Annotated in this window: 18 protein-coding genes and 3 pseudogenes; 11 read left to right on the plus strand and 10 right to left on the minus strand. The window is 62.0% G+C overall.

Going from position 1 to position 24,730, the window contains the following annotated elements; translation table 11 throughout:
• Positions 1-425: 425 nt before the first annotated feature.
• Entirely contained in the window at positions 426-2,108 is a 1,683-nt protein-coding gene (locus ACX3YF_RS28670; protein WP_288094949.1) for a methyl-accepting chemotaxis protein, read from the minus strand.
• A gap of 134 nt (positions 2,109-2,242) precedes the next feature.
• Positions 2,243-3,559, minus strand: coding sequence for a Na+/H+ antiporter family protein (locus ACX3YF_RS28675; RefSeq protein ID WP_130211018.1), 1,317 nt, complete (start codon positions 3,557-3,559; stop codon positions 2,243-2,245).
• Positions 3,560-4,128: 569 nt separating this feature from the next.
• Here ACX3YF_RS28675 and ACX3YF_RS28680 point away from each other — a divergent pair.
• The 3 genes and pseudogenes from ACX3YF_RS28680 to ACX3YF_RS28690 all read left to right on the plus strand — a co-directional run.
• A pseudogene (locus tag ACX3YF_RS28680) lies at positions 4,129-5,199 on the plus strand (PDC sensor domain-containing protein); the annotation flags it as partial.
• A 345-nt stretch (positions 5,200-5,544) separates the two neighbouring features.
• Positions 5,545-6,057 (plus strand): annotated as a pseudogene (locus ACX3YF_RS28685) (methyl-accepting chemotaxis protein); the annotation flags it as partial.
• A gap of 292 nt (positions 6,058-6,349) precedes the next feature.
• Positions 6,350-8,026 carry an MFS transporter gene (locus ACX3YF_RS28690; protein ID WP_130211020.1) on the plus strand — a complete coding sequence of 559 codons (1,677 nt, stop codon included), beginning with the start codon at positions 6,350-6,352 and terminating at the stop codon, positions 8,024-8,026.
• 39 nt (positions 8,027-8,065) lie between these two features.
• On the opposite strand, the gene ACX3YF_RS28695 is transcribed toward ACX3YF_RS28690, so the two are convergent.
• The 4 genes and pseudogenes from ACX3YF_RS28695 to ACX3YF_RS28710 all read right to left on the minus strand — a co-directional run.
• Positions 8,066-9,382 carry a sensor histidine kinase gene (locus ACX3YF_RS28695; protein WP_448646174.1) on the minus strand — a complete coding sequence of 439 codons (1,317 nt, stop codon included), beginning with the start codon at positions 9,380-9,382 and terminating at the stop codon, positions 8,066-8,068.
• Positions 9,379-10,047: a response regulator transcription factor gene (locus ACX3YF_RS28700; protein WP_130209199.1), complete on the minus strand. Its 669-nt coding sequence runs from the start codon at positions 10,045-10,047 to the stop codon at positions 9,379-9,381. The genes ACX3YF_RS28695 and ACX3YF_RS28700 overlap by 4 nt, the downstream gene beginning before the upstream one ends.
• Positions 10,048-10,050: 3 nt before the next feature.
• Positions 10,051-10,371 carry a PepSY domain-containing protein gene (locus ACX3YF_RS28705; RefSeq protein WP_130209201.1) on the minus strand — a complete coding sequence of 107 codons (321 nt, stop codon included), beginning with the start codon at positions 10,369-10,371 and terminating at the stop codon, positions 10,051-10,053.
• 78 nt (positions 10,372-10,449) lie between these two features.
• A pseudogene (locus ACX3YF_RS28710) lies at positions 10,450-10,521 on the minus strand (PepSY domain-containing protein); the annotation flags it as partial.
• Between the two features lie 569 nt (positions 10,522-11,090).
• Between ACX3YF_RS28710 and ACX3YF_RS28715 the strand changes: the two are divergent.
• The 4 genes from ACX3YF_RS28715 to codA all read left to right on the plus strand — a co-directional run bounded on the left by ACX3YF_RS28715 (position 11,091) and on the right by codA (position 14,985).
• On the plus strand, positions 11,091-12,170 hold the full coding sequence (locus ACX3YF_RS28715) for a patatin-like phospholipase family protein (RefSeq protein ID WP_458945656.1): 1,080 nt from the start codon (positions 11,091-11,093) through the stop codon (positions 12,168-12,170).
• Between the two features lie 75 nt (positions 12,171-12,245).
• Entirely contained in the window at positions 12,246-12,605 is a 360-nt protein-coding gene (gene queD / locus ACX3YF_RS28720) for a 6-carboxytetrahydropterin synthase QueD (RefSeq protein WP_130209205.1), read from the plus strand.
• Positions 12,606-12,722: 117 nt separating this feature from the next.
• Complete coding sequence (locus ACX3YF_RS28725) at positions 12,723-13,553, plus strand: alpha/beta fold hydrolase (protein WP_448646172.1); 831 nt, start codon at positions 12,723-12,725, stop codon at positions 13,551-13,553.
• Between the two features lie 187 nt (positions 13,554-13,740).
• Positions 13,741-14,985 (plus strand): cytosine deaminase, encoded by a 1,245-nt coding sequence (gene codA / locus ACX3YF_RS28730; protein ID WP_130209209.1) that lies wholly within the window; start codon positions 13,741-13,743, stop codon positions 14,983-14,985.
• A 142-nt stretch (positions 14,986-15,127) separates the two neighbouring features.
• Here codA and ACX3YF_RS28735 read toward each other — a convergent pair whose 3' ends face one another.
• Positions 15,128-16,120: a diaminopimelate epimerase gene (locus ACX3YF_RS28735; protein ID WP_288099821.1), complete on the minus strand. Its 993-nt coding sequence runs from the start codon at positions 16,118-16,120 to the stop codon at positions 15,128-15,130.
• A 169-nt stretch (positions 16,121-16,289) separates the two neighbouring features.
• Here ACX3YF_RS28735 and ACX3YF_RS28740 point away from each other — a divergent pair, with 169 nt between their 5' ends.
• Together ACX3YF_RS28740 and tynA are read left to right on the plus strand one after the other, a co-directional pair.
• Entirely contained in the window at positions 16,290-17,441 is a 1,152-nt protein-coding gene (locus ACX3YF_RS28740) for an MFS transporter (RefSeq protein ID WP_130209213.1), read from the plus strand.
• 233 nt (positions 17,442-17,674) lie between these two features.
• The gene (tynA, locus tag ACX3YF_RS28745; protein ID WP_458974698.1) at positions 17,675-19,963 is read left to right on the plus strand and encodes a primary-amine oxidase; all 2,289 of its coding nucleotides are present in this window, start codon (positions 17,675-17,677) and stop codon (positions 19,961-19,963) included.
• A 123-nt stretch (positions 19,964-20,086) separates the two neighbouring features.
• Here tynA and feaR read toward each other — a convergent pair whose 3' ends face one another.
• The 3 genes from feaR to paaY all read right to left on the minus strand — a co-directional run bounded on the left by feaR (position 20,087) and on the right by paaY (position 22,764).
• The gene (gene feaR, locus ACX3YF_RS28750; RefSeq protein ID WP_458974699.1) at positions 20,087-21,001 is read right to left on the minus strand and encodes a transcriptional regulator FeaR; all 915 of its coding nucleotides are present in this window, start codon (positions 20,999-21,001) and stop codon (positions 20,087-20,089) included.
• Between the two features lie 85 nt (positions 21,002-21,086).
• Positions 21,087-22,010 (minus strand): phenylacetic acid degradation operon negative regulatory protein PaaX, encoded by a 924-nt coding sequence (paaX, locus tag ACX3YF_RS28755; RefSeq protein ID WP_103405837.1) that lies wholly within the window; start codon positions 22,008-22,010, stop codon positions 21,087-21,089.
• Between the two features lie 157 nt (positions 22,011-22,167).
• Positions 22,168-22,764, minus strand: a complete 597-nt coding sequence (gene paaY / locus ACX3YF_RS28760; protein WP_458974700.1) for a phenylacetic acid degradation protein PaaY — start codon at positions 22,762-22,764, stop codon at positions 22,168-22,170.
• Between the two features lie 349 nt (positions 22,765-23,113).
• Between paaY and paaF the strand changes: the two genes are divergently transcribed.
• Together paaF and paaG are read left to right on the plus strand one after the other, a co-directional pair.
• Complete coding sequence (gene paaF, locus ACX3YF_RS28765; RefSeq protein ID WP_458974701.1) at positions 23,114-23,887, plus strand: 2,3-dehydroadipyl-CoA hydratase PaaF; 774 nt, start codon at positions 23,114-23,116, stop codon at positions 23,885-23,887.
• 50 nt (positions 23,888-23,937) lie between these two features.
• Positions 23,938-24,729 (plus strand): 2-(1,2-epoxy-1,2-dihydrophenyl)acetyl-CoA isomerase PaaG, encoded by a 792-nt coding sequence (paaG, locus tag ACX3YF_RS28770; RefSeq protein ID WP_196587035.1) that lies wholly within the window; start codon positions 23,938-23,940, stop codon positions 24,727-24,729.
• The last annotated feature ends 1 nt before the right edge of the window (position 24,730 follow it).

Raw genomic sequence — 24,730 nt, forward strand, 5'->3', positions numbered from 1 at the left:
GAGGCCGCCTTCGCGCTATTTCGAAGTGCGGCAGGCCGGGCAAGATCCACTTCATTCGCCAGAACCCCTGTAGGAGCGAGCCTGCTCCGGGCGGCGTTCCGACGATGGTCGTCAACGAAAACGCGGGCTGTCTGAATGCCCGCGTTGCCCGGACGTTTTTCGCGAGCAGGCTCGCTCCCACAGAGAAGCAAGGCGGCGCCCCCACCCGCTCTTCACCACTCATCAGGCCGAGCGTTAGCTCGCCTGCAGCTCTTGATCCACCCGCCCCTTCGGGAGGCTGAGTGGAGGTGTGACACGCTGCATGCAGGTCGAAGCGAAGCCGACCGGAGGGCAGTGTCCCCGGATGGATACCGCAGCGACGGAACGCCTAGCCTTAGCGAAACGCTATCGCCGGCAAGCCGGCTCCTACAGGGGGGGGTTGCCAATCAGATGCGGAACTGCCCGACCAGATTGCCCAGACGCTGCCCCAGATCCGCCAGGCTGCGCGAGGTTTGCGCACCAAGCTGGGTTTCATCGGCGACGTTGTCCACCGCCACCGCGATCTGATGCACGCTGCGGTTGATCTCTTCGGCCACGGCGGTCTGTTCTTCGGCGGCGCTGGCGATCTGTGCGTTCATCGAATTGATGGTGGCAATCAACTGGGCCATGGTATCGAGCGACGCGCCCGCTTCGTTGGCCTGGGCCGAGGTGCCGTCGCCGGCTTCACTGGAACGGCGCATCGCTTCCACCGCCGACTGGGTGCCGGCCTGCAAGCGGTCGATCATGCCCTGGATTTCCTGGGTACTGATTTGCGTGCGGCTGGCCAGGGCCCGTACTTCATCGGCCACCACTGCGAATCCGCGACCAGCCTCACCGGCGCGCGCCGCTTCAATGGCAGCATTGAGCGCCAGCAGGTTGGTTTGTTCGGCAATCGAACGGATCACCCCGAGCACACTGACAATCGACGACACGTCTTTTTGCAAGCTGTCGAGGGACACACCGCTGCTGCGAATGTCGTCCACCAACGCATGAATCTTCACGATGCTGCCAGCCACCACACGCTTGGCGGCCTGGCCTTCTTCGTCGGTCTGCTGGGCGGCCACCGCCGCGTTTTGCGCACTCTTGGCCACTTCCTGAGCCGCCGCCGACATTTCATTGATTGCCGTGGCGACTTGATCTGTCTCGTGACGCTGACGCTCCATGGCCTGGTCCGAACGGTGCGCCTGATCGGAAACCTGATGCACCAACCCGGTCAGCTGCGTGGTCATTTCGGTGATCTGGCGCACCAGGCCGTGGATCTTGTCGACAAAACGGTTGAACGATCCGGCCAGTTGGCCCAACTCATCCTGGCGGGTGATGGTCAGGCGACGGGTCAGGTCGCCCTCGCCCGCCGCAATGTCATCCAGGTTGGCTTTCATCAGGTTCAGCGGACGCAAAATGGTATTGGCCAGCAGCATCCCGGCAGCGGCGATCACCAGCAGCACCACCACGGCGACGCCGACGATGCTCAGCACCACACCTTCCATGCGCTCCTGAACCTTGGCCTCAACCACCGCGACTTGCGCCTCGATGCCGTCCAGATTCACCGAAGTACCCACCGCCATGTCCCACTTCGACAGGTATTCGGTGTATCCGAGCTTGGGCACCAGCACCTGGTTGTTGCTGGGCAGCGGCGAGCTGTATTGCAGGTAGTGAGTACCGTCCTTGGCGACCTTCACCAGATCACGGTTGACGTAGACGCCGTTCGGGTCGCGGTTGTCCTTGAAGCTCTGGCCCACGCCTTCGGGGCTGTTGGCCTTGAACAGCCGCACGGTGTTGGAGTCGTAGCCGAAGAAGTAGCCTTCCTTGCCGTAGGCGATGCTCGACAGCAACTTGATCGCCTGGGCCCGCGCCGCGTCATCGCCAGGGGCTGCCGCGTCGTAGAGCGGTTTGATCGCGGTCATGGCCACGGCGACGTAGCTTTGCAGGGTGGCCTTGGCATCGCTGAGCAAGCGCTCGCGGGTTTCCTCGACTTCGTGGCGCGCCTGCGCCTGCAGGATGAACAACGTGGTCAGGCTGATGACCAGCGCAAAGAGCAACACCGGGAGGACGGCAAGGGACAGGACTTTGGCCTTCAGGCTCATGCGCATGACGTTCACTCTTTTTTGATTTTATTGGCGTGGTTAAAGGCGTTAACGGCAGGCCAGGTCAAAAGTTGAACACGTTCATCGGGAACACTGGAGCCTCCTGTGGGAGCGAGCTGGCTCCCACAGGTGTTGCGGGGTTAGAGCACCATCGCCGCTACCCAGCCAAACGCGAGCAATGGCAGGTTGTAGTGCAGGAAGGTCGGGACCACGGTGTCCCAGATGTGGTGATGCTGGCCGTCGATATTCAGACCGGAGGTCGGGCCGAGGGTCGAGTCCGAGGCGGGCGAACCGGCGTCACCGAGTGCGCCGGCGGTGCCGACGATGCAGACGATCGCCAGCGGGCTGAAACCCAATTGCACGCACAGCGGCACGAAGATCGCCGCCAGAATGGGCACGGTGGAAAACGACGAACCGATGCCCATGGTCACCAACAGCCCCACCAGCAACATCAACAAGGCGCCGATGCCCTTGCTGTGGTCGATCCAGGACGCCGACGATTCGACCAGTGTCTGCACTTCACCGGTGGCCTTCATCACTTCGGCGAACCCTGAGGCGGCGATCATGATGAAGCCGATCATCGCCATCATCTTCATGCCTTCGGTGAACAGGTCATCGGTGTCGCGCCATTTGACGATGCCCGACACCGAAAAAATCAGGAAACCCACCAGTGCACCGATGATCATCGAGTCCAACAGCAGTTGCACAATGAAGGCGGCGGCAATCGCCACCCCGGCCACCATCAGGCTCAGCGGGTTGTACTGCACCGCGACCTGCTCGACTTGCTCGATTTTCTCCAGGTTATAGACGCGCTTCTTGCGGTAGCTGATAAACGCGATCAGCAGGCCCGCCACCATGCCCAGCGCCGGAATGCCCATGGCGTGAGTGACATTGATGCCCGTGATGTCCACGCCGCTGCGGGCCACGTTGGCCAGCAGGATTTCATTGAGGAAGATATTGCCGAAGCCCACCGGCAGGAACATGTACGGCGTAATCAAACCGAAGGTCATGACACAGGCGATCAAACGTCGATCCAGTTGCAGCTTGGTCAGTACATAAAGCAGCGGCGGCACCAGCAACGGGATAAAGGCGATATGTATCGGCAGAATATTCTGCGAGGCAATGGCCACCACCCACAGCAGGCCGATCAGCAACCACTTGACCTGACCACCCCCGCTGGCGTGCTGGCGATCGACCATCGCCAACGCCTTGTCGGCCAGGGCATGGGCCAGGCCGGACTTGGCGATGGCCACGGCAAACGCACCGAGCAATGCGTAGGACAGCGCCACCGTCGCCCCGCCGCCGAGGCCACTGTTGAAGGCCTTGAGCGTCGCGTCGATGCCAAGGCCGCCGGTCAGGCCACCCACCAGCGCACCGACGATCAGCGCGATGACCACATGCACGCGGGACAGGCTGAGTATCAGCATGATGCCGACCGCGGCAATCACTGCATTCATTTCATTACCTCGAGACAAACGGAAAGAGTCCGTCCGGCAGTCTGCGTGAGCCGCCAGCGGATAAAGGAATGGGTTTTATTAGAGGGCGCGCACTGTGCCTCAGGCTCGCCTTCGTGTCAAAGCGGCCGGGCCCTGCGCAGATGTAACGGCATATGAATACCTGTAGGAGCGAGCCAGCTCGCGATGCAAATGAGAGCACCGAGGGGTATCAGGATTCCATCGTCATCGTTGGCGACCATCGCGAGCAGGCTCGCTCCTGCAGGGCGATTAACGATACACGGGATAAAGAAACCAGAATCCCGGCCGTTACAGTACAAAGTCTCAGATATATATCGAATAAGGACGTCTCCATGTCACTCAAGCAACTGTCCATTCAATGGAAAATCACCCTGCTGGCCGGGCTTTGCCTGGCGGGCATCGTGACCCTGCTGGTGGGTCTTTCGCTGTATCGCATGGAGACCAGCTCGGAATTGGTGAAAGCCTCGAGCATGGAAATGCTGACCGAAGCCGCTCAGGCGCGGATCGAGTCCCAGGGTGAAAACCAGGCGCTGGGCATTCGCCAGCAGTTCATGGACGCCTATCAATATGGCCACGGCTTTTCGCGCCAGGTCCTGTTTCTGCGCGACCAGGCCGAAAAGCGCTTTCTCGATGCATTCGACTTGCGCGAAGACCTGACCCGCCAGGTCAAGTCGACACTGCAAGCCAACCCTGAACTGCTCGGCCTGGCCCTGGTGTTCGAGCCCAACGGCCTGGATGGCAAGGACGAACTGTTTGCCGGCCAGAGTGACGTCGGCAGCAATGAAAAGGGGCGTTTTGCCTTGTACTGGTCGCAACCGACGCCAGGCCAGCTGACCTCCATGCCATTGCCGGAAAAAGACATCGCCGACACCAGCACCGGCCCCAGCGGCGAAGCGGCCAACGCCTGGTTCACCTGCCCGCGCACCACCCTCAAGCCCTGCGTGATCGAGCCCTACTTCTATACGATCGACGGCCAGAACGTGCTGATGACCAGTATCGTTTTCCCCCTGATGCTCAACGGCAAGCTCATCGCCTCGCTGTCGGTGGACATCAACCTCAACAGCCTGCAAACGATCAGCCAGAACGCCAGCAAAAAGCTCTATGACGGCCAGACCAGCGTCAGCATTCTCAGCCCGGTCGGTTTGCTCGCCGGCTACAGCCCCGACGCCAGCAAACTCAGCCAGCGCCTGGAAACCGTGGACAAGACCAACGGTGCCGAGCTGGTACGCATGCTCGCCGCCAGCACCAAGACCGCCAGCCTGCACAGCCAGCAACAGCTCAAGGTGCTGTCGCCGTTCCAGCCGATTCCCGGTGGCAAAACCTGGGGCGTATTGCTCGACGTCCCGGAAAAAGTGTTGGTTGGCCCCGCCGAAACCCTGAAAAAGCAACTGGATGAAAGCAACACCGCCGGCACCCTGACGGAACTCGCATTGGGCGTTCTGGCGGCGTTGATTGGCCTGCTCCTGGTCTGGCTGATGGCTCGCAGTGTGACCAGACCGATCCTCGGCGTGGCGCACATGCTCGAAGACATCGCCAGCGGCGAAGGCGACCTGACCCGACGCCTGGCCTACGACAAACAGGATGAACTGGGCCAGTTGGCCGGCTGGTTCAACCGTTTCCTCGACAAGCTGCAGCCGATCATCGCCGAGGTCAAACGCTCGGTGCAGGACGCCCGCAGCACGGCGGACCAGTCCTCCGCCATCGCCACCCAGACCAGCGCCGGCATGGAGCAGCAATACCGCCAGGTGGATCAGGTCGCGACCGCTTCCCACGAAATGAGCGCTACCGCCCAGGACGTTGCCCGCAGCGCCGCACAAGCGGCACAGGCTGCGCGGGATGCCGATCAGGCGACCCGTCAGGGCCTGACCGTGATCGACCGTACCACCACCAGCATCGACAACCTCGCCGCCGACATGAGCGCGGCAATGGTGCAAGTCGAAGGCCTGGCGGCCAACAGCGAGAAAATCGGTTCGGTGCTGGAAGTGATCCGCGCCATCGCCGAACAAACCAACCTGCTGGCGCTCAACGCGGCCATCGAAGCGGCCCGTGCCGGTGAAGCCGGCCGTGGTTTTGCCGTGGTCGCCGATGAAGTGCGCAACCTGGCGCGGCGCACCCAGGAGTCGGTGGAAGAAACCCGCCTGGTGATCGAACAACTGCAAAGCGGCACTCAGGACGTGGTCGGTTCGATGGGCAACAGCCATCGACTGGCCCAGGGCAGCGTCGATCAGGTCGGCCAGGCCGTGACCGCGCTGCGCCAGATCGGCGATGCCGTGACAGTGATCAGTGACATGAACCTGCAGATTGCCAGCGCCGCCGAAGAACAAAGCGCGGTGGCCGAGGAGATCAACAACAACGTGGCGACCATCCGTGACGTGACTGAATCGCTGTCGGGTCAGGCCAATGAATCGGCGCGGGTGAGCCAGTCGCTCAACAGCCTGGCCAATCAACAGCAGAGCCTGATGGACCAGTTCCGCGTCTGACCCCGCCCCCCTGTAGGAGCGAGCCTGCTCGCGATGGAGTATCAGTTGGCACCTCGGTGACTGACACACCATCGCGAGCAGGCTCGCTCCTACAGGGGCCGCCATCATGATGGCGAGTGGACATCCCCCAGACGTTGATTATGCTTTAAGGAACCTTGCAGCGATTCGAGGCGTCCACCCTGCATGCACGCTTCGCGCAATCGCTCATCCGACGACATCAGCCCCAGGGCCAGGGTGCGCCAGCGGTAAGGAAAAACTCCGGCCTACGACAAGAGCAAGACGGAGAACACTCATAGCAGCCATCGACACTGCAACTTCGGGCAGCGCCCCCGGACACGGCATCACCAGGGAAGAGCGCAAGGTCATTTTCGCCTCGTCTCTGGGCACCGTGTTCGAGTGGTACGACTTTTACCTGTACGGTTCCCTCGCCGCGATCATCGCCAAGCACTTCTTTGCCGGCGTCAACGAGACCACCTCATTCATCTTTGCCTTGCTCGCGTTCGCCGCCGGCTTCGCCGTGCGGCCGTTCGGGGCGATTGTGTTCGGCCGGTTGGGCGACATGATCGGGCGCAAACACACCTTTCTCATCACCATCGTGATCATGGGTCTATCCACCGCCGTGGTCGGTTTTCTACCCGGTTACGCGACCATTGGCGTGGCGGCACCGATCATCCTGATCACCCTGCGCCTGTTGCAAGGCCTGGCCCTGGGCGGTGAATACGGCGGCGCGGCGACCTACGTGGCCGAGCACGCGCCGAAAGGCAAGCGTGGCTACTTCACTTCGTGGATCCAGACCACCGCGACCCTCGGCCTGTTTCTGTCGCTGCTGGTGATCCTGGCCTGCCGCACGGCGCTGGGCACCGAAGCCTTCGAAACCTGGGGCTGGCGGATTCCATTTCTGCTGTCGATCCTGCTGTTGATCGTTTCGGTGTACATCCGCTTGCAGCTCAGCGAGTCGCCGGTGTTCATGAAAATGAAGGCTGAGGGCAAGGCCTCCAAGGCACCACTGACCGAATCCTTCGCCCGCTGGGAGAACCTCAAGATAGTGATCATGGCCCTGCTCGGCGGCACCGCCGGCCAGGCTGTGGTCTGGTACACCGGGCAATTCTATGCGCTGTTCTTTCTGCTGCAGACGCTGAAGATCGACCCGCAGACCGCCAACTTGCTGATCGCCGGCTCGCTGCTGATCGGCACGCCGTTCTTCGTCATCTTCGGCAGCCTGTCCGACCGCATCGGCCGCAAGGGCATCATCATGGCCGGTTGCATCCTCGCGGCAGTGACCTATTTCCCGATCTTCCATGCGCTGACCCAGTACGGTAACCCCGATGTCTTCATTGCGCAGGAGAAGAACCCGGTCACGGTGATCGCCGATCCCGCTCAGTGCTCGTTCCAGTTCGACCCGGTGGGCAAGGCCAAATTCACCAGCTCCTGTGACCTGGCGAAAACCCTCTTGGCAAAACGGGCCATCCCCTACAAGAACGTGACCGCCGAACCGGGCACCGTCGCGCAGGTCCGCATCGGCGATAAAGTGATCCCCAGCTTCGAAGGCACCGGCTTGCCGGCCGCCGACTTCAAGACCCGCAACGACGCCTTCACCGCCACGCTCGCCACTTCGCTCAAGGACGCCGGCTACCCCGAGAAGGCTGACCCGGCCAAGACCAACTATCCGATGGTGCTGCTGTTGCTGACGATCCTGGTGATCTACGTGACCATGGTCTACGGCCCGATTGCCGCCTGGCTGGTGGAACTGTTCCCGGCGCGCATCCGCTACACCTCGATGTCACTGCCCTACCACATCGGCAATGGCTGGTTCGGCGGCTTCCTGCCGACGGTGGCGTTCGCCATGGTCGCAGCCACCGGCGATATCTACTACGGGCTGTGGTACCCGATTGTCATTGCGGTGATGACGGCCATCCTGGGCATTTTCTTCATGCCGGAAACCAAGGATCGGGAGATTCATCACACCTGAACCTGACACCACACAAACCAATGTGGGAGCGAGCTGGCTTCAGGTGCGCCCGGGCAACTCGATCAGCACTTTCAGCCCGCCCCACTCGCTTTCCTGCAATACCAACGCCCCGCCCCACGCCTCGACGATATCGCGGACGATCCCCAAACCCAGGCCGTGTCCGTCAGTCTGTTCATCCAGCCGGGTGCCGCGGCTGAACACCTGCGCGCGGCGGTCTTCGGGGATGCCAGGCCCGTCGTCTTCCACACTCAGTTCAAAGCCTTCGACGGTTTCGACCACGCTTAGCCGCACTTCGGCGTCCGCCCATTTGCAGGCGTTATCCAGCAGATTACCGAGCAATTCCAGCAAATCCTCGCGATCCCACGGCAATTGCAGGCCCGCCGCGGCGCGATAGCTCAGCGTCAAATGTTCACCGTGGATCATGTTCAAGGTCGCCAGCAGTCCTGGCAGTTCCCCAGCGCAATCAAACAGTGCCCCCGGCAGCGTATCGCCGGCCAGACGGGCACGGTTGAGCTCGCGATTGAGCCGTTGCTGCACCTGCTCCAGTTGTTCCTTGAGGGTCTTGCGCAATTGCGGATGCGCGTCCAGCTGTGCACTTGAGGCCAGGCTCAGCAATACCGCCAGCGGGGTTTTCAAGGCGTGGCCGAGGTTGCCCAGGGCATTGCGCGAACGCTTGAGGCTGTCTTCGGTGTGGGCCAGCAGGTGGTTGATCTGCGCCACCAGCGGCTCCAGTTCCACCGGCACCTGATCATCGAGTTGCGAGCGTTGGCCCTGCTGCAACTGAGCGATCTGTTCGCGGGCCTTTTCCAGCGGGCGCAAGGCGCGCCGCACGGTGATTCGTTGCAACAGCAGAATCAGCAACAATCCCGCCAGCCCGAGCCCCAACCCCACCTGCTGCATGCGCCGGAAGCTCTCGCGCACCGGGGTGTAGTCCTGCGCCACGCTGATGGAGATCGACTGGCCCAGGCGGCGATAGTCCGAGCGCAGCACCAGCAACTGCTGCCCTTCGGGTCCCAATTGCAGGTTGCTGTCAAGGCCGGGCTGTTCGAGACGTGGCAGCTCCTGGTCCCACAACGAACGGGAACGCCAATGGCTGTCAGCAAAATCGATGCGGAAATAATGCCCGGAAAAGGGTCGTTGATAGGCCGGTGCCAGGTGCCTTTCGTCCAGCTGCAAACCTTGCGGGCCACGCACCAGCGCCACCAACAGGTTTTCGCTGTCATTGCGCAGCCCGGCTTCGAGGTAGCGCTGCAACCCCATTTCAAACAGCCACAGGCTGGTCTGCGCCAGCACCAGACCGACAATCACCATCACGCTGATCAGGCCCAGACTCAAGCGGCGCTGGATCGACCTCACCGGGTTTGCCCACCGAACAGATAACCCTGGCCGCGACGGGTCTCGATCACGCTGCGCCCGAGTTTGCGCCGCAGGTGATTGACGTGGACCTCCAGCACATTGGAGTCGCGTTCGGTCTCGCCGTCGTAGAGGTGTTCGGCGAGGTGGCCTTTGGAGAGGATCTGATCCGGGTGCAACATGAAATAGCGCAGCAAGCGGAATTCGGCGGCGGTCAGTTGAATCTCGGCACCGTCGCGGGTCACACACTGACGCCCTTCATCCAGCTGCAGGCCCGCAGCCTTGAGGGTCGGGTGATTGACCTGGCCGTGGGAACGGCGCAGCAACGCCTGGACTCGCAGGTGCAACTCTTCGGGATGAAAGGGTTTGGTCAGGTAATCGTCGGCACCGGCCTTGAGGCCTTCGATGCGCTCGGCCCAGGAGTCGCGGGCGGTGAGGATCAGCACCGGCGTGGGCAAACCTTCGGCACGCCAGCGGGCCAACACTTCAAGCCCTGACAATCCCGGAAGGCCGAGGTCGAGGATGATCAGGTCGTAAGGCTCGGTGCTGCCCTGATGGACCGCGTCGCGACCGTCGGCCAGCCAGTCCACGGCGTACCCTTGGCGATTGAGGCCGGCCATCAGTTCGTCGGCCAGGGGCACATGGTCTTCCACCAGGAGCAAACGCATCGGTCAATCTTCCTTGTCTTTGAGTAGACGGCCCGTGGCGGCGTCGATATCGAGCTCTCGCACCACGCCTTCAGCGGTCAGCAACTCGACTTCATAAATGTAGACGTCGTGCTTCTCTTCGAGCTCGGCTTCCAGCAGCTTGGCCCCTGGATAGCGGTCCAGCGCCTGCTGCAACACTTGCTCGAGCGGCAGGATGATCCCTTGCTGGCGCAAGCGCAGGGCTTCGTCCTGGTCCAGGTCGCGGGCCATGACCACCGAACAGAAAGCCAGCAACACCAGCGCCAGGCTGGCCGCGCGTCGTGTGGAAAAAGAAAGCAGCGTCATTACGAATCCTGATGATCCTTGAGTCACTGGCCGCCGACCGCGTCTGGCCGACCGCGTCTAATTGCAGATCCCGGTCGATGCCGCGGCGTTGAGTTTCTCGAAAGGCACAATGGTACCAGCGTCGTGCAACCTCAAGGCTTTGTCCGGCCCCTGGGTGTTGCATACGGGCTCCACCTTAGCGACCTGAACTTAATTGAAACTGAATTGCCATCATAGGGCCGCAGTGGCAAGCAGATACAGATGCAAACCCTGTGGGAGCGAGCCCGCTCGCGATGGAGGATAACGATGACGTGGGCTGTCTGAATGCCCGCGTTGTCCTGGCGTTTTTCGCGAGCAGGCTCGCTCCTACAGAGACAGCGCCAACCCTGTGGGAGCGAGCCCGCTCGCGATGGAGGATAACGATGACGTGGGCTGTCTGAATGCCGGCGTTGTCCTGCCGTTCTTCGCGAGCAGGCGCGCGCCTACCGAGACAGCGCAAAACCTGTGGGAGCGAGCCCGCTCGCGATGGAGGATAACGATGACGTGGGCTGTCTGAATGCCCGCGTTGTCCTGGCGTTTTTCGCGAGCAGGCTCGCTCCTGCAGAGACAGCGCAAACCTGTGGGAGCGAGCCTGCTCGCGATGACGGTGGCCCATCCAAAATCAATGCAGCTGCACCAGCGCTATCGCGAGCAGGCTCGCTCCCACATAATTCATCCGCTTGCCCGACATCGAGACCGGTATGACAGCCATCCACATCAAGTTCCCTTCCCTGACGCTCAAGGCCGGTCCCCGTACCTTTGCGCGCATCCGTGAAAACGGCCTGAGCGCCATCGATGTCGGCACGCTACCGGGTGCCGCCGGTGGCCCGAAGGCGCTGGGGATACAAGGGCTGGACCTGGCGTTGTTCGGCGAATGGCTGCCGGCGGCGCCACGGGAGCGTTCGCTGATCGGTGCATCGGTCGGTTCCTGGCGCTTTGCCAGTGCCTGCCTGCCGGATGCCGCCGAGGGCATCCGCCGCCTCGGCCACCTCTACACCGAGCAGAACTTCGCCAAAGGCGTAACCATGGCGCAGATCAGCCAGAGCTCGCGGCGCATGCTCGATGAGCTGCTCGACGGCCGCGACGCCGCCCTGCTCGACAACGCCCATTACCGCTTGAACATCATGGTGGTCAAAAGCCACGGCCTGCTCGCGGACGATCATCGCGGCCGCCTGGGCCTGGGCCTGTCGTCGGTGATCGCCGACAACCTGCGCGGCCGCGCGCGGCTGTCGCGGCACTTCGAACGGCTGATCATCCACGACCCGCGCCTGGCTCCACCGGTCAACACGCTGAACGACTTCCCGTCGCGCTTCGTCGCGCTGAACGCCGGCAACCTGCGCCAGGCCCTGCTCGCCTCGGGCTCGATTCCGATGGTGATGGAAGGCGTGCGCGACCTGCCGGGTGCAGGCACCGGGACCTTCCGCGATGGCGGTCTGCTGGACTACCACCTCGACCTGCCCTACAGCGGCGACGACATCGTGCTCTACCCGCATTTCACCGATCGGGTGATTCCGGGCTGGTTCGACAAAACCCTGCCATGGCGCCGCGCCTGCCCTGCGCGCCTGCAGAATGTGCTGTTGCTGGCGCCGTCCAGGGAATACCTGGCGCGCCTGCCCTACGGCAAACTGCCGGATCGTAATGACTTCAAACGCTTCATGGGCGACGCCCCGAGCCGGCAGAAATACTGGCGCGCGGCGATGGATGAAAGCCGTCGCCTGGGTGATGAATTCCTTGAACTGGCCGCCAACGGTCGCCTCGGCGAACGCTTGCTGACCCTTTAGTCAGGACAAGCTGTTAAACTCGCCGCCTGCCCCTATCGCTGCGGCGATCGCCACCTGAACAGAGCTGAAAACACTGTGGAAATCTTCAAGGAATTTACTTTCGAATCCGCCCACCGCCTGCCCCACGTCCCGGACGGCCACAAGTGCGGCCGCCTGCACGGCCACTCGTTCAAAGTGGCGATTCACCTGAGTGGCGATATTGATCCGCACACCGGCTGGATCCGCGACTTCTCGGAAATCAAGGCGATCTTCAAGCCGCTGTATGAGCGTCTGGACCATAACTACCTGAACGACATTCCTGGCCTGGAAAACCCGACCAGCGAAGTACTGGCCAAATTCATCTGGGCCGAACTCAAGCCCCTGCTGCCGGAACTCAGTGCGATTCGTATCCACGAGACGTGCACCAGCGGCTGCATCTATCGCGGCGAGCTGTAGGATCGAGCCTGCTCCTACAGAAGAAATGCGTTTCGTCAGTGATATAAAAAACAGCCTTCAACGGCTGTTTTTTTTTGCCTATGCTTTTTGGCTTTCACACGCCAAGAGGACTCGCCCATGATTGACTGGCCACTGGCTCAGAGCTACCGCTTCAATGGTCACTCCGTTCGCTATGCGGTAAGGGGCGACGGCCCGCCGTTGGTGTTCGTGCATGGCACGCCTTTCTCTTCTTATGTCTGGCACCGGATTGCACCGCACTTCATCACCTCGCACCGGGTGCATTACTTCGATCTGTTGGGCTATGGGCAATCCGAGAAGGTCGACGGCGATGTGTCGCTGGGTGTGCAAAATCAACTCTTGGCGCAGCTGCTGGAGCATTGGGGGCTGGATCGTCCCGATGTGGTGGCCCATGATTTTGGCGGCGCGACCGCCCTGCGCGCCCACCTGTTGAACGGCAAGGAGTACCGCAGCCTGACACTGATCGACCCGGTGGCGCTGACACCCTGGGGTTCGCCGTTCGTGCAGCATGTTCGCCAGCATGAGGCAGCGTTCAGCGGGCTGCCCGACTACATTCAGCGCGCCATCGTACCGACCTATATTCGCGGGGCGATCAAGCGGGATATCCCTGATGACGAGCTCGCACCTTACGTGCAACCGTGGGTGGGCGACCCCGGGCAAGCGGCGTTTTATCGGCAGATCGCCCAAATGGACGAGCACTACACCCGCGAGGCCGAGGGCTTGTACCCGACGATCCGCTGCCCGGTGCAGATTCTCTGGGGTGAAGACGATCAATGGATCCCCATCGAACGCGGGCGCGCCCTGCAACAGATGATTCCGGGAGCGCAATTTCACGCCATTCCCAACGCCGGTCATCTGGTCCAGGAAGACGCCCCCGAAGCCATTGTTGCGGCGCTGATGCGCTTTTTGCCGCAGCACCCGTCTTCCTGAAGAAATAGCCCTTGTGGGAGTGAGCTTGCTCGCGATGACGGCATCAACCGCGACACTGGGTTGACTGACCCAACGCCATCGCAAGCACGCTCGCCCGACATTTGCACAGGCAAGATCAATGACGCTGGCAGGGATTGCCTCCGTCGCGCTAACGTAGAGTCATTGTCTATCGAAAAGGACGCTCCTGATGCACATCATCAACGCCCGGCTGCGTCACCAGGAAGGCCTGCATGAGTTGCACCTGGAAAACGGCCTGATCAGCCACATCGCCCGGCAAACCGAGGCCCCGACCCTGGGCCCCGACGATCTGGATGCCGGTGGCAACCTGGTGGTACCGCCCTTCGTCGAGCCGCACATCCACCTCGACGCCACCCTGACCGCCGGCGAGCCACGCTGGAACATGAGCGGTACGTTGTTCGAGGGCATCGAATGCTGGGGTGAACGCAAGGCGACCATCACCCTGGAAGACACCAAGACCCGCGCCAAAAAAACCATCCAGACCCTCGCCGCCCACGGCATCCAGCATGTGCGCACCCACGTCGATGTCACCGACCCGCAACTGACCGCCCTGAAGGCCATGCTCGAGGTGCGCGAGGAAAGCCGTGATCTGATCGACCTGCAAATCGTCGCGTTCCCCCAGGAGGGCATCGAGTCGTACCGCAACGGTCGGGACCTGATGGAGGAAGCGATCCACATGGGCGCCGACGTGGTCGGCGGCATTCCGCATTTCGAATACACCCGCGATCAAGGCGTGAGTTCGGTGAAGTTCCTCATGGACCTGGCCGAGCGCACCGGTTGCCTGGTGGATGTGCATTGCGACGAGACCGACGACCCGCACTCACGCTTTCTCGAAGTGCTGGCCGAAGAAGCCCGCAGCCGCGACATGGGTTCGCGGGTCACCGCCAGTCACACCACGGCCATGGGCTCCTACGACAACGCCTACTGCGCCAAGCTGTTTCGCCTGCTCGGGCATTCCGGGATCAGTTTTGTCTCTTGCCCCACCGAAAGCATTCATCTGCAAGGACGCTTCGATAACTTCCCGAAACGCCGTGGCGTAACCCGGGTCAACGAGTTGCTCGAAGCGGGCATGAACGTGTGTTTCGGCCAGGACTCGATCGTCGACCCGTGGTATCCGCTGGGCAACGGCAACATCCTGCGGGTCCTCGAAGCCGGCCTGCACATCTGCCACATGCTCGGTTACCGCAACCTGCAAAGCGCGCTGGACCTGGTGACCGACAACAGCGCCAAGGCCATGGCCCTGGGTAATCGTTACGGGCTGGAGCCGGGGCGGCCGGCGAACTTGCTGATTTTGTCGGCGGAGAGCGATTACGAGGTGATCCGCAGCCAGGGCCTGCCGCTTTATTCGGTTCGCAGGGGCAAGGTGTTGATGAAGCGGACGATGCCGGTGGTGGAGTTCGGTAGTCCGGATTGAGATTTGCCTTGACCGGACTGACGCCATCGTCGGAACGCCGCCCGGAGCAGGCTCGCTCCCACATGGGTTTTGTGTCGATCACATTTCCCCCTGTGGGAGCGAGCTTGCTCCGGGCGGCGTTCCGACGATGACGTAGGCCCAGTCAACTCACCAACCGAGCCGTACCAAACAGGCTCACCCGACTCAACGCCCCCCGCTCTTCCTCCAGCAAAATCGGCGCCGTCCCACCCGGCATCGTCACCCTCACCTCCCCCGCATCGACCCAACCGACCCGCCATGCCGCACACGCCACCGCACTGGCACTGGTGCCCGAGGACGCCGTCGGCCCCTCCCCGCGCTCGAACACCCGCGCGGCGATGTGCCCTGGGGACAGCCGCATTGCCCATTGCAGATTGATCCCCGCCGGGCAAGGTTTCCCTGCGCCGGTCGGCATGGCATAGGCGATCTGCGTCAGCCCTTCGCCCAACACGGGTTCGCGCATCTGCTCATTGCCCGGCAAGGCATCGGCGCTGTCGACCAGGGTTACGCAGTGCGGATTGCCGAGCCGCACGAACTGGCTGCGCGACCAGGCGCCATTGAGTGCTGACAGTTGTTGAACGTGGCTGAGTTCGCGCCCGTTCAACAGCACCGTGTCAATGCCCGCCGCGCTGACCGCCGCCGGCCCGAACCCAGGTTGGCCCAAGTCAAGCCAGAAACCCTGGACACCCTCGACTTGCGCGGCTTTCACGGACGTCTGGCCCGGTGAAGGCGTGTCGGATTTGTCGTGGTGAACCCTGAGCACGCAAGGGTCGTCGCTGGGTAAAAGCCCTTGGTCGCTGAGCGCCTGGGAGAAAATCGTCAGCCCGTTGCCACTGCGCTCGGCCAGTGTGCCGTCGGTGTTGACGATCAGCAGATCAAACGGCGGCGACGACTGGAACGGGCCAACCAACAGGCCATCGCTGCAATGGTCTTTGCTACCGGGTGGTTGCGTACCCGGGGCCCAGCCACAGTGCGCCGCAACGGCCGCCAACGCCCAGACCTCGCGGGTTTGCGCGGCGCGGCCGGCCTGATCGGGTACGGCGATACCCTGTTGGCGCAGCGCCTCGGGCGCCACAACGATATAGATATTGCCCCGTGCATCGTACATCCGCGCCATGGCGCCCTCCCTGCTGGAATGATTGGACTGGCTCAACATATCGCGAAACACACTCTGGCTGTGCAAGGATGTCAGCCTGTTTGAGCGCAAGCCTGGCGGACACTGATCGAACCCTTGCAGGCGGATCACTGTCCCTTGGAAACGCGACGTTTTTTGGCCAAGGATCGATATGACCAACCTCAACACCCAGACCTCATTCGTGCCGGGGCGACTGGAACAAATGTCCACGCGCATCGCCTTTTTCATCGCCGGGTTCGGCATCGCCGCGTGGGCGCCACTGGTGCCGTATGCCAAGGCCCGGGCCGGGCTGGATGAAGGCACCCTCGGTCTGTTGCTGCTGTGTCTGGGCGTGGGCTCAATTCTGGCGATGCCCATGGCCGGACTGCTCGCCTCGCGTTTTGGCTGTCGCAAAGTGGCCACCGGCGGCACCTTGCTGATCTGTCTGGCGCTGCCACTGCTGGCAACGGTGTCATCGATTCCGGCCCTGATCGCGGCGTTGTTCATCTTCGGTGCCGGCCTCGGCACGGTGGACTCCACGGTGAACCTGCAAGCAGTGATCGTCGAACGGGCCAGCGGCAAGAACATGATGTCGGGGTTTCATGGCCTGTTCAGCCTCGGCGGGATCGTCGGAGCGGCCGGCGTCAGCGGGCTGCTCGGCCTGGGGATTTCACCGCTGGGCGCGACCCTGGTGGTGATCGTGATCCTGCTGATCGCCCTCGCCAAAGCCGCGCCGCATCTGCTGCCCTATGGCAGCGACAGCTCGGGACCGGCATTTGCCGTGCCCCACGGCATCGTGCTGTTTATCGGCGTGATGTGTTTCATCGTATTCCTCGCCGAAGGCGCAGCCCTCGACTGGAGCGCGGTGTTCCTGGCCCAGGAGCGTGGAATCGACAAGGCCTATGCCGGATTGGGTTACGCGGCGTTTGCCCTGACCATGACGGCGGGACGATTGACCGGTGATTCGATCGTGCGTCGCCTTGGCGCCACACGGGTCATTGTATTCGGCGGACTGACGGCCGCGGCCGGTCTTTTTCTGGCGACATTCGCACCGGGCTGGGAGTCGGCACTGCTGGGGTATGCGTTGCTGGGCGCAGGCTGTTCGAACATTGTGCCGGTGCTGTACACCGCAGTGGGCAAGCAGACGGTCATGCCGGAAAGCATCGCCGTACCGGCCATTACCACCCTCGGTTATGCGGGGATTCTCGCCGGACCTGCGGTCATCGGCTTCATCGCCCATGGCAGCAGTTTGAGTTTTGCCTTTGGCTTGATGGCGGTGCTGCTGGTGGCGGTGGCCATTGGCGGGAAGGTTTTGAAGGTCTGAAAAGCATCGCTGGCACGCCAGCTGCCGTTGATCCATGTCGTTCACAAACGCTCCCCGCTCACTTGCAGCAGCGCAATGGCAAAGCGCTATATCCGCTTGCCAAGCCCCCGCCAGTCGGGAAAGCTGATTGCGGCACAGAGCCAAAGGATTTTGGCAGGAATCCAAAAGCAGCCATCGCCGGGCTGTTGCAAAGTACAGGTGTGCTGTCACCGGCTTTTTCGAAGGAACCCAGAATGTTCACCTCCCTTGCGTTGCGACACAAAAAACCGCTTGCCCGGCTCGCGCTGGCCATCACCCTGGGCACCCTTGGCCTGCCTTATTGGGCAGGCAATGCCCAGGCCCATGGCGGTCACGCCGAAATGGTGCCGCTGCAGGCGGGCCTCGAGGAGTTCGGCGCCACGGTCAAATGGGACGACTATTCCAACCTGTTCACCATTGCCAAGGACGGGGTCTACCTCAAGGTCAAGCCGAACAGCAAAGTGGCCATGCTCAACGGCAAGCCCATGGCGCTGACGGTGCCGGTGGTGTTCAAGGGCAAGACCGCATTCATGTCCAAGGACTTCATCAACCAGGTGTTCCAGTCCGGCCTGGACAAGACCTTTGTCGTCGAAACCCGCCCTAACCCGCTCAATCCCCTGAGCGCGGACGAAATCACTGCGGCGGTGGACATCGTCAAGAAGTCCGAGCATTACCAACCCGGTTTCCGCTTCACCGAGGTCTCGGTCAAGGAGCCGCCGAAGGATCAGGTGTGGAATTTCGTCTACACCGGGCAGAAGGTCGATCAGCCGCGCCAGGCCAATATCGTGGTGCTGGACGGCAAGCACGTGATCGAAGCGCTGGTCGATCTCGACAGCAAGGAACTGAAGTCCTGGAAACCGATTGAAGGCGCCCATGGCATGGTGCTGCTGGACGATTTCGCCACGGTGCAATCGGCCGTCGAGACCAGCCCGGAGTACGCAGAAGCCCTGGCCAAGCGCGGCATCAACGATGTGAAAAAGGTCGTGGCCACACCGCTGACCGTCGGCTACTTCGACGGCAAGGACGGCCTGGCACAGGACAAGCGCCTGCTGAAAATCGTCAGCTACCTCAATACCGATGACGGCAACTATTGGGCGCATCCAATCGAAGGCCTGGTGGCGATTGTCGATCTGGAGCAAAAGAAACTCATCAAGATCGAAGACGAAGCGCTTATCCCGGTGCCGATGAAACCGACCCCCTATGACGGACGCGGACGCAAGGGCACATCGGTCAAGCCGCTGGAGATCATCGAGCCCGAGGGCAAGAACTACACCATCACCGGCAACAGCATTCACTGGCAGAACTGGGACTTCCATGTTCGCCTCGACTCGCGGGTCGGGCCGATCCTGTCCACCGTCACCTATGACGACAAGGGCAAGAAACGCAAAATCATGTACGAGGGCTCGCTGGGCGGCATGATCGTGCCGTATGGCGATCCGGATGTCGGCTGGTATTTCAAGGCCTACCTGGATTCGGGCGACTACGGCATGGGCACCCTGACCTCACCGATCGCCCGCGGCAAAGACGCCCCGGAAAACGCCGTGCTGCTGGACGCGACCATCGCCGACTACACCGGCGCCCCGACGGCGATCCCGCGCGCCATGGCGGTGTTCGAACGCTACGCCGGCCCCGAGTACAAACACCAGGAAATGGGCCAGCCCAACCTCAGTACCGAACGCCGGGAACTGGTGGTGCGCTGGATCAGCACCGTCGGCAACTATGACTACATCTTCGACTGGGTCTTCCAGCAGAACGGCACCCTCGGCATCGACGCCGGCGCCACCGGCATCGAAGCGGTCAAGGGCGTGAAGTCCAGGACCATGCACGAGGACACCGCCAAGGAAGACACCCGTTACGGCACGCTGCTCGATCACAACATCGTCGGCACCACCCACCAGCACATCTACAACTTCCGCCTCGACATGGACGTGGACGGTGAAAGCAACTCGCTGGTGGAGGTGAACCCGGTGATTGCCCCCAACGACCGTGGCGGACCGCGCACCAGCACCATGCAGACCGAAACCAAAGTGGTCAGCACCGAGCAACAGGCGGCGCAGAAATTCGACCCGTCGACCGTTCGCCTGCTGACCAACTTCAGCAAGGAAAACAAGGTCGGCAACCCGGTGTCCTATCAGTTGATTCCGTATACCGGCGGCACGCACCCGGTGGCCAAGGGCGCCAACTTCGGCAAGGACGAATGGCTGTATCACCGCCTGAGCTTCATGGACAAGCAACTGTGGGTGACGCAATACAACCCGGAGGAGAAATACCCGGAAGGCAAGTACCCGAATCGCTCGGATAAAGACTCGGGCCTGGGGCAGTTCACCCAGGACAACCACTCCATCGAAAACACCGACGACGTCGTGTGGCTGACCACCGGCACCACCCACATCGCCCGCGCCGAAGAGTGGCCGATCATGCCGACCGAGTGGGTGCACGTGCTGCTCAAGCCGTGGAACTTCTTCGATGAAACGCCGACGTTGAACCTCAACGCACCAAAATAACGTACATCCCCCCTGTAGCGGGCTTGCTCGCGAAGAACTCAAGGACATCGCGTTTCTCCAGAATTCACGCGTTATCGTTGACGTCCATCGCGAGCAGGCTCGCTCCTACAGGTGTGCACGTGATCAGGCGTGTTGTTTACGATACTCCCCCGGCGCAATACCGAAGCGTGACTTGAATGCCGTGGAGAAGTAGCTCGAATCGGAAAAACCCCACGAGTAGCCCAGCACCGACAACTTTTGCTCCTTGCCCGATTGGCGCAGGGATTCGGCGCACAGGTCCAGGCGACGATTCTTGATGTAGCGCGCCACCACCAGGCCCTTCTTGGCAAACATCCGGTACAGCCCGCGAGTGGACATGCCCACCTCCCGCGCCAGCCATTCCGGGCACAGCTCTTCCGAGCGGATGTGCTGGTCGATAACACTCAGGGTCTTGCGGAAGGTACGTTCATGCAGATCCGTGCAGTCGTCGGTCTGGCTGATCGCCGGGCGCAGCAGGCTGACAATCGCCTCCAGGGTCGCTTCGCTTTCCTGACGGCTGAGGCTTGGCTGACGGGTGGCATCGAGGATCAACCGGTGCGACAGCATGGCGATGGGCGATGTCGCGGCGATGCGGTGACCGCACTTGACCTGATTGAAGCGCAGGGTCTGCTCGACCAATGGGTAGGGCAAGATCAGCGACAACTGTCGGGAGTTTTCGCTGTAGGTGAAGTCGCTTGGGCGCGACGCATCGATCAGTGTGATGTCGCCGGCGGACAGCAGCACCTTGTCGTCGCCCTGGGCCATGCCCGCCGAGCCATCGAGCTGGAACACTGCGAAGTACTTGCCGCCCTCGCCCGCCGCGACTTCCTGCGGCGTGCGGTACAGGCGCGCCTGACAGGCATCGACGAAGCTGAGCTTGAGGGCATCGCTGCGGTATTCCCGGATCTGCCCGGTAAACCCCGCGCCCAGCGGTTGTGCATTGAAGGCGCCACAGATCTGATTGATCTGATGGATCCACTGATCGAACCCATCCTGGCGCTGTGCAATTGTAGAAATCATGTCAGGCCTCACGCAGGCTTATTTTTATTGTCTACGTCAAAACACAGGTTCTCCTGAACAGCGACTCTCCCTGAACGGCGACGGGTTACTTCAACCCGCCAAACCGTCGATAAAAACTTTCACCCACATCCGGCAATGGGCCGTCGGCGGTTTCCAGTGCACTGTTCAGCCATTCCTCGGCCTTGGCATAGATCAAACGGTAAATGTTGCGGCACAACTGCCGGGCCGCACGGCCTTCCCAATCGCCGGGCAACAACTCGTCCGGCAGTTGCGGGTCGCGCAGCAGCAATTTGCGGTACTCATGAATAAGCAGGATCCGCGCCAGGAAGCAGTCGGACGGTTGCAGGTTTTCCTGCTCGCGAAGCGCCTGCCAGAGCGGCCGGAACAGCTGAATGAATTCGCTGTAGTGCGTTGCCAGTTCCTCGATGTTCCAGCTCTCGCGCACTTGCAGACGCAGGGCCTTGGAGGCGAGTACGTCCTGGGCGGTGGTTTCGAAGACGATGGTGTCTTCCTGGGCGCCGAGATCGAGCAGCGTCGCGTTGACATCGGAACGGTCGCTGCGCGGGCAGGCCAGGACAACCGGCGAAATCGCACCAAAACCTTGCCACTCCAGCTCTTCGCGCACCTGTTTGCGCTTGTCCTGGGTCAGCTGCGACAGCATCACCAGGCACCAGGAACCATCCCAGGCCGGCATGCTGGTGCTGTAGACCCGTTTGAACGCCTTGTCGAAACGCCGGCGACCGGTGCCGGTCAGGCTGTAGTAACTGCGACGCCCGACTTTTTCGGCGGTCAGCCAGCCTTCCTTGGTCAGGCGGAAAATCGACGTGCGGATCAGCCGTTCATTAATGCCGATCGGTTCGAGCAACTGAATCAGGCTGCCCAGCCACACCGTCCCGCCGTGGGGCTCAATGGCATCGCCGTACAACGTGATGATCAAGGAGCTGGCGCGGATCGGCGTCTGCTCCTGGAAGCGGGTAATCAAGTGATTCAAAGGTGTCAGGGACGACATGGGCGTACCGAGCGAAAAAAGAAAAGGAATATACCGAATGTCTGTGGGTTAATCGCACCCCCTTGTGGGAGCGAGCCTGCTCGCGATGTTGGGTCAGCTAGCCTGGCGTCGACTGACACACCATCGCGAGCAGGCTCGCTCCTGCAAGGGACCGTGTTCACAACGTACTGCCCTTTGGCCGCAGACCACTGTCGCTGATGCGCGGGCGATCCGGCTCCGGCTCGCTCAGCGGTTCGCAGACCTGCATCTGTTCCAGGCAATGTTGGGCCAATTGCTGATACTCGCGGGTGCCTGCCTGTTTCCACGCCACTTCCTGATCGCTGAGGCTGCGCTTGATGCTGGCCGGGGCGCCCATCACCAGCGACTGCTCGGGGCATGCGAAACCGGCCTTGACGAATGCTGCCGCCGAGACGAATGAACGCGGGCCGATGTGCGCGTTGTCCATCACCACCGCATTCATGCCCACCAGTGCGTCGGCGCCGATCCGGCAACCATGCAGCACGGCACCGTGGCCGATGTGGCCGTTGCGCTCTACCACCGTGTCACTGTCGGGAAAACCGTGCATCACGCAGGTGTCCTGCAGATTGGCGCCTTCCTCCAGGACGATCCGGCCAAAGTCGCCACGCAGGCTCGCGAGCGGCCCGACGTAGCAATGAGGACCGACGATCACATCACCGATCAGCACGGCAGACGGATGCACATAGGCAGTGGGGTCAACCACCGGGGTCAGGCCATCAAGGCTGTAGCAGGTCATGGCAGGTTCCTTCACAAAGCGATGCAAATAGTGACTCATTTTGTATCACATCGCTTTTACCGGCACAAAGACAAAAAACCGTATCACTTGAAAAGGCCGGTCAACGCCGCCACTCACCCACCGCAACGACGGGATTAGCAGCCAATAAAATCGGAACATTCAGGCATATCAGCGCCCACTTCCGGCAGGCACGCAATGACTGAAGCAACGACAAAAGGACACATTAAATCTACTTTTGTATTGCATTTACGTATCACGTTGTAGGTATACTCGGGCAAAACCGGTTCCTGTGACCGATCCAATAACAAGCCGGCATCACCGCCGAGCGTGCACCGTGAGGGCATCCGCCATGCCTCTAACCCTTGCCGTCGAACTGATCGAGCCCGGCGTCCGCCTGATTACCCTGCAGCGCCCGCAAGCCCTGAACGCCCTGACCACCCAATTGCTGGGTGAACTGGCCGACGAACTGAGCGCCGCACAAGCCGATCCCGAGACCCGCGCCGTGGTCCTCACCGGTAGCCGCAAGGCCTTCGCCGCTGGCGCCGACATCAAGGAAATGGCCGAACGCGACCTGCTCGGCATCCTCGACGACCCGCGCCAGGCTTCGTGGCAAGCGATCACCCGCTTCAGCAAACCCCTGATCGCCGCCGTCAATGGCTTCGCCCTCGGCGGTGGCTGCGAACTCGCGATGCACGCCGACATCATCATTGCCGGTGAGGACGCGCGCTTCGGTCAGCCGGAAATCAACCTCGGGATCATGCCCGGCGCCGGTGGCACCCAACGCCTGCTGCGTGCCGTCGGCAAATCCATGGCCATGCAGATGGTCCTGACCGGCGAGCCGATTGATGCGCGCCAGGCCCAGCGCGCCGGGCTGGTCAGCGAAGTGACGCAACCGGAATTCACCGTCGAACGCGCCCTGCAAATCGCCCGCAGCATTGCCGGCAAAGCCCCGCTGGCGGTGCGCCTGGCCAAGGAAGCGCTGCTCAAGGCCATGGACACCGACCTGGCCACCGGCCTGCGCTTCGAGCGCCATGCCTTCACCGTGCTGGCCGGCACCCGCGACCGCGAGGAAGGCATTGCCGCCTTCCAGGAAAAACGCACGCCGACCTTCACCGGCCAGTGATCACCCCGCCCCGTTTTAAAAAGAACGATCTCTCAGAGAGCGCCAAGACCATGAACTTCGAACACATTCTGTTTTCCATCGAGGCCGGCGTTGCCCTGCTCAGCCTCAATCGCCCGGACCAGCTCAACAGCTTCAACACGCAGATGCACGGCGAAGTGAAGGAAGCGCTCAAGCAAGTGCGGCAGAACCCGGACGTGCGCGTGCTGCTGCTGACTGGCGAAGGTCGTGGCTTCTGTGCCGGACAAGACCTCAGCGACCGCAATGTCGCACCAGGCAGCGCCGTGCCGGACCTGGGCGAATCCATCGAGAAGTTCTACAACCCGCTGATCCGCCAACTGCGCGACCTGCCGATGCCGGTGATCTGCGCGGTCAATGGTGTGGCGGCCGGCGCCGGCGCCAACATTCCGCTGGCCTGCGACCTGGTGCTGGCGGCACGTTCGGCCAGCTTCATCCAGGCGTTCTGCAAGATCGGCCTGATCCCCGATTCCGGCGGTACCTGGACCCTGCCGCGCCTGGTCGGCATGGCCCGCGCCAAGGCCCTCGCCCTGCTCGGCAATCGCCTGAGCGCCGAACAGGCCGAGCAATGGGGGCTGATCTACCGCTGCGTGGACGACGCCGAACTGCGCGACGAAGCGCTGAAACTCGCGCAACACCTGGCCACGCAACCGACCTACGGTCTGGCCCTGATCAAGCGCAGCCTCAACGCCAGCCTGAGCAACAGCTTCGACGAACAACTCGAACTGGAGCGCGACCTGCAACGCCTGGCCGGGCGCAGCGAGGACTATCGCGAAGGCGTCAGTGCCTTCATGGAAAAACGCACCCCAAGCTTCAAGGGACGCTGAG

It is taken from the genome of Pseudomonas fluorescens group sp. PF-69 (genome assembly GCF_054481235.1).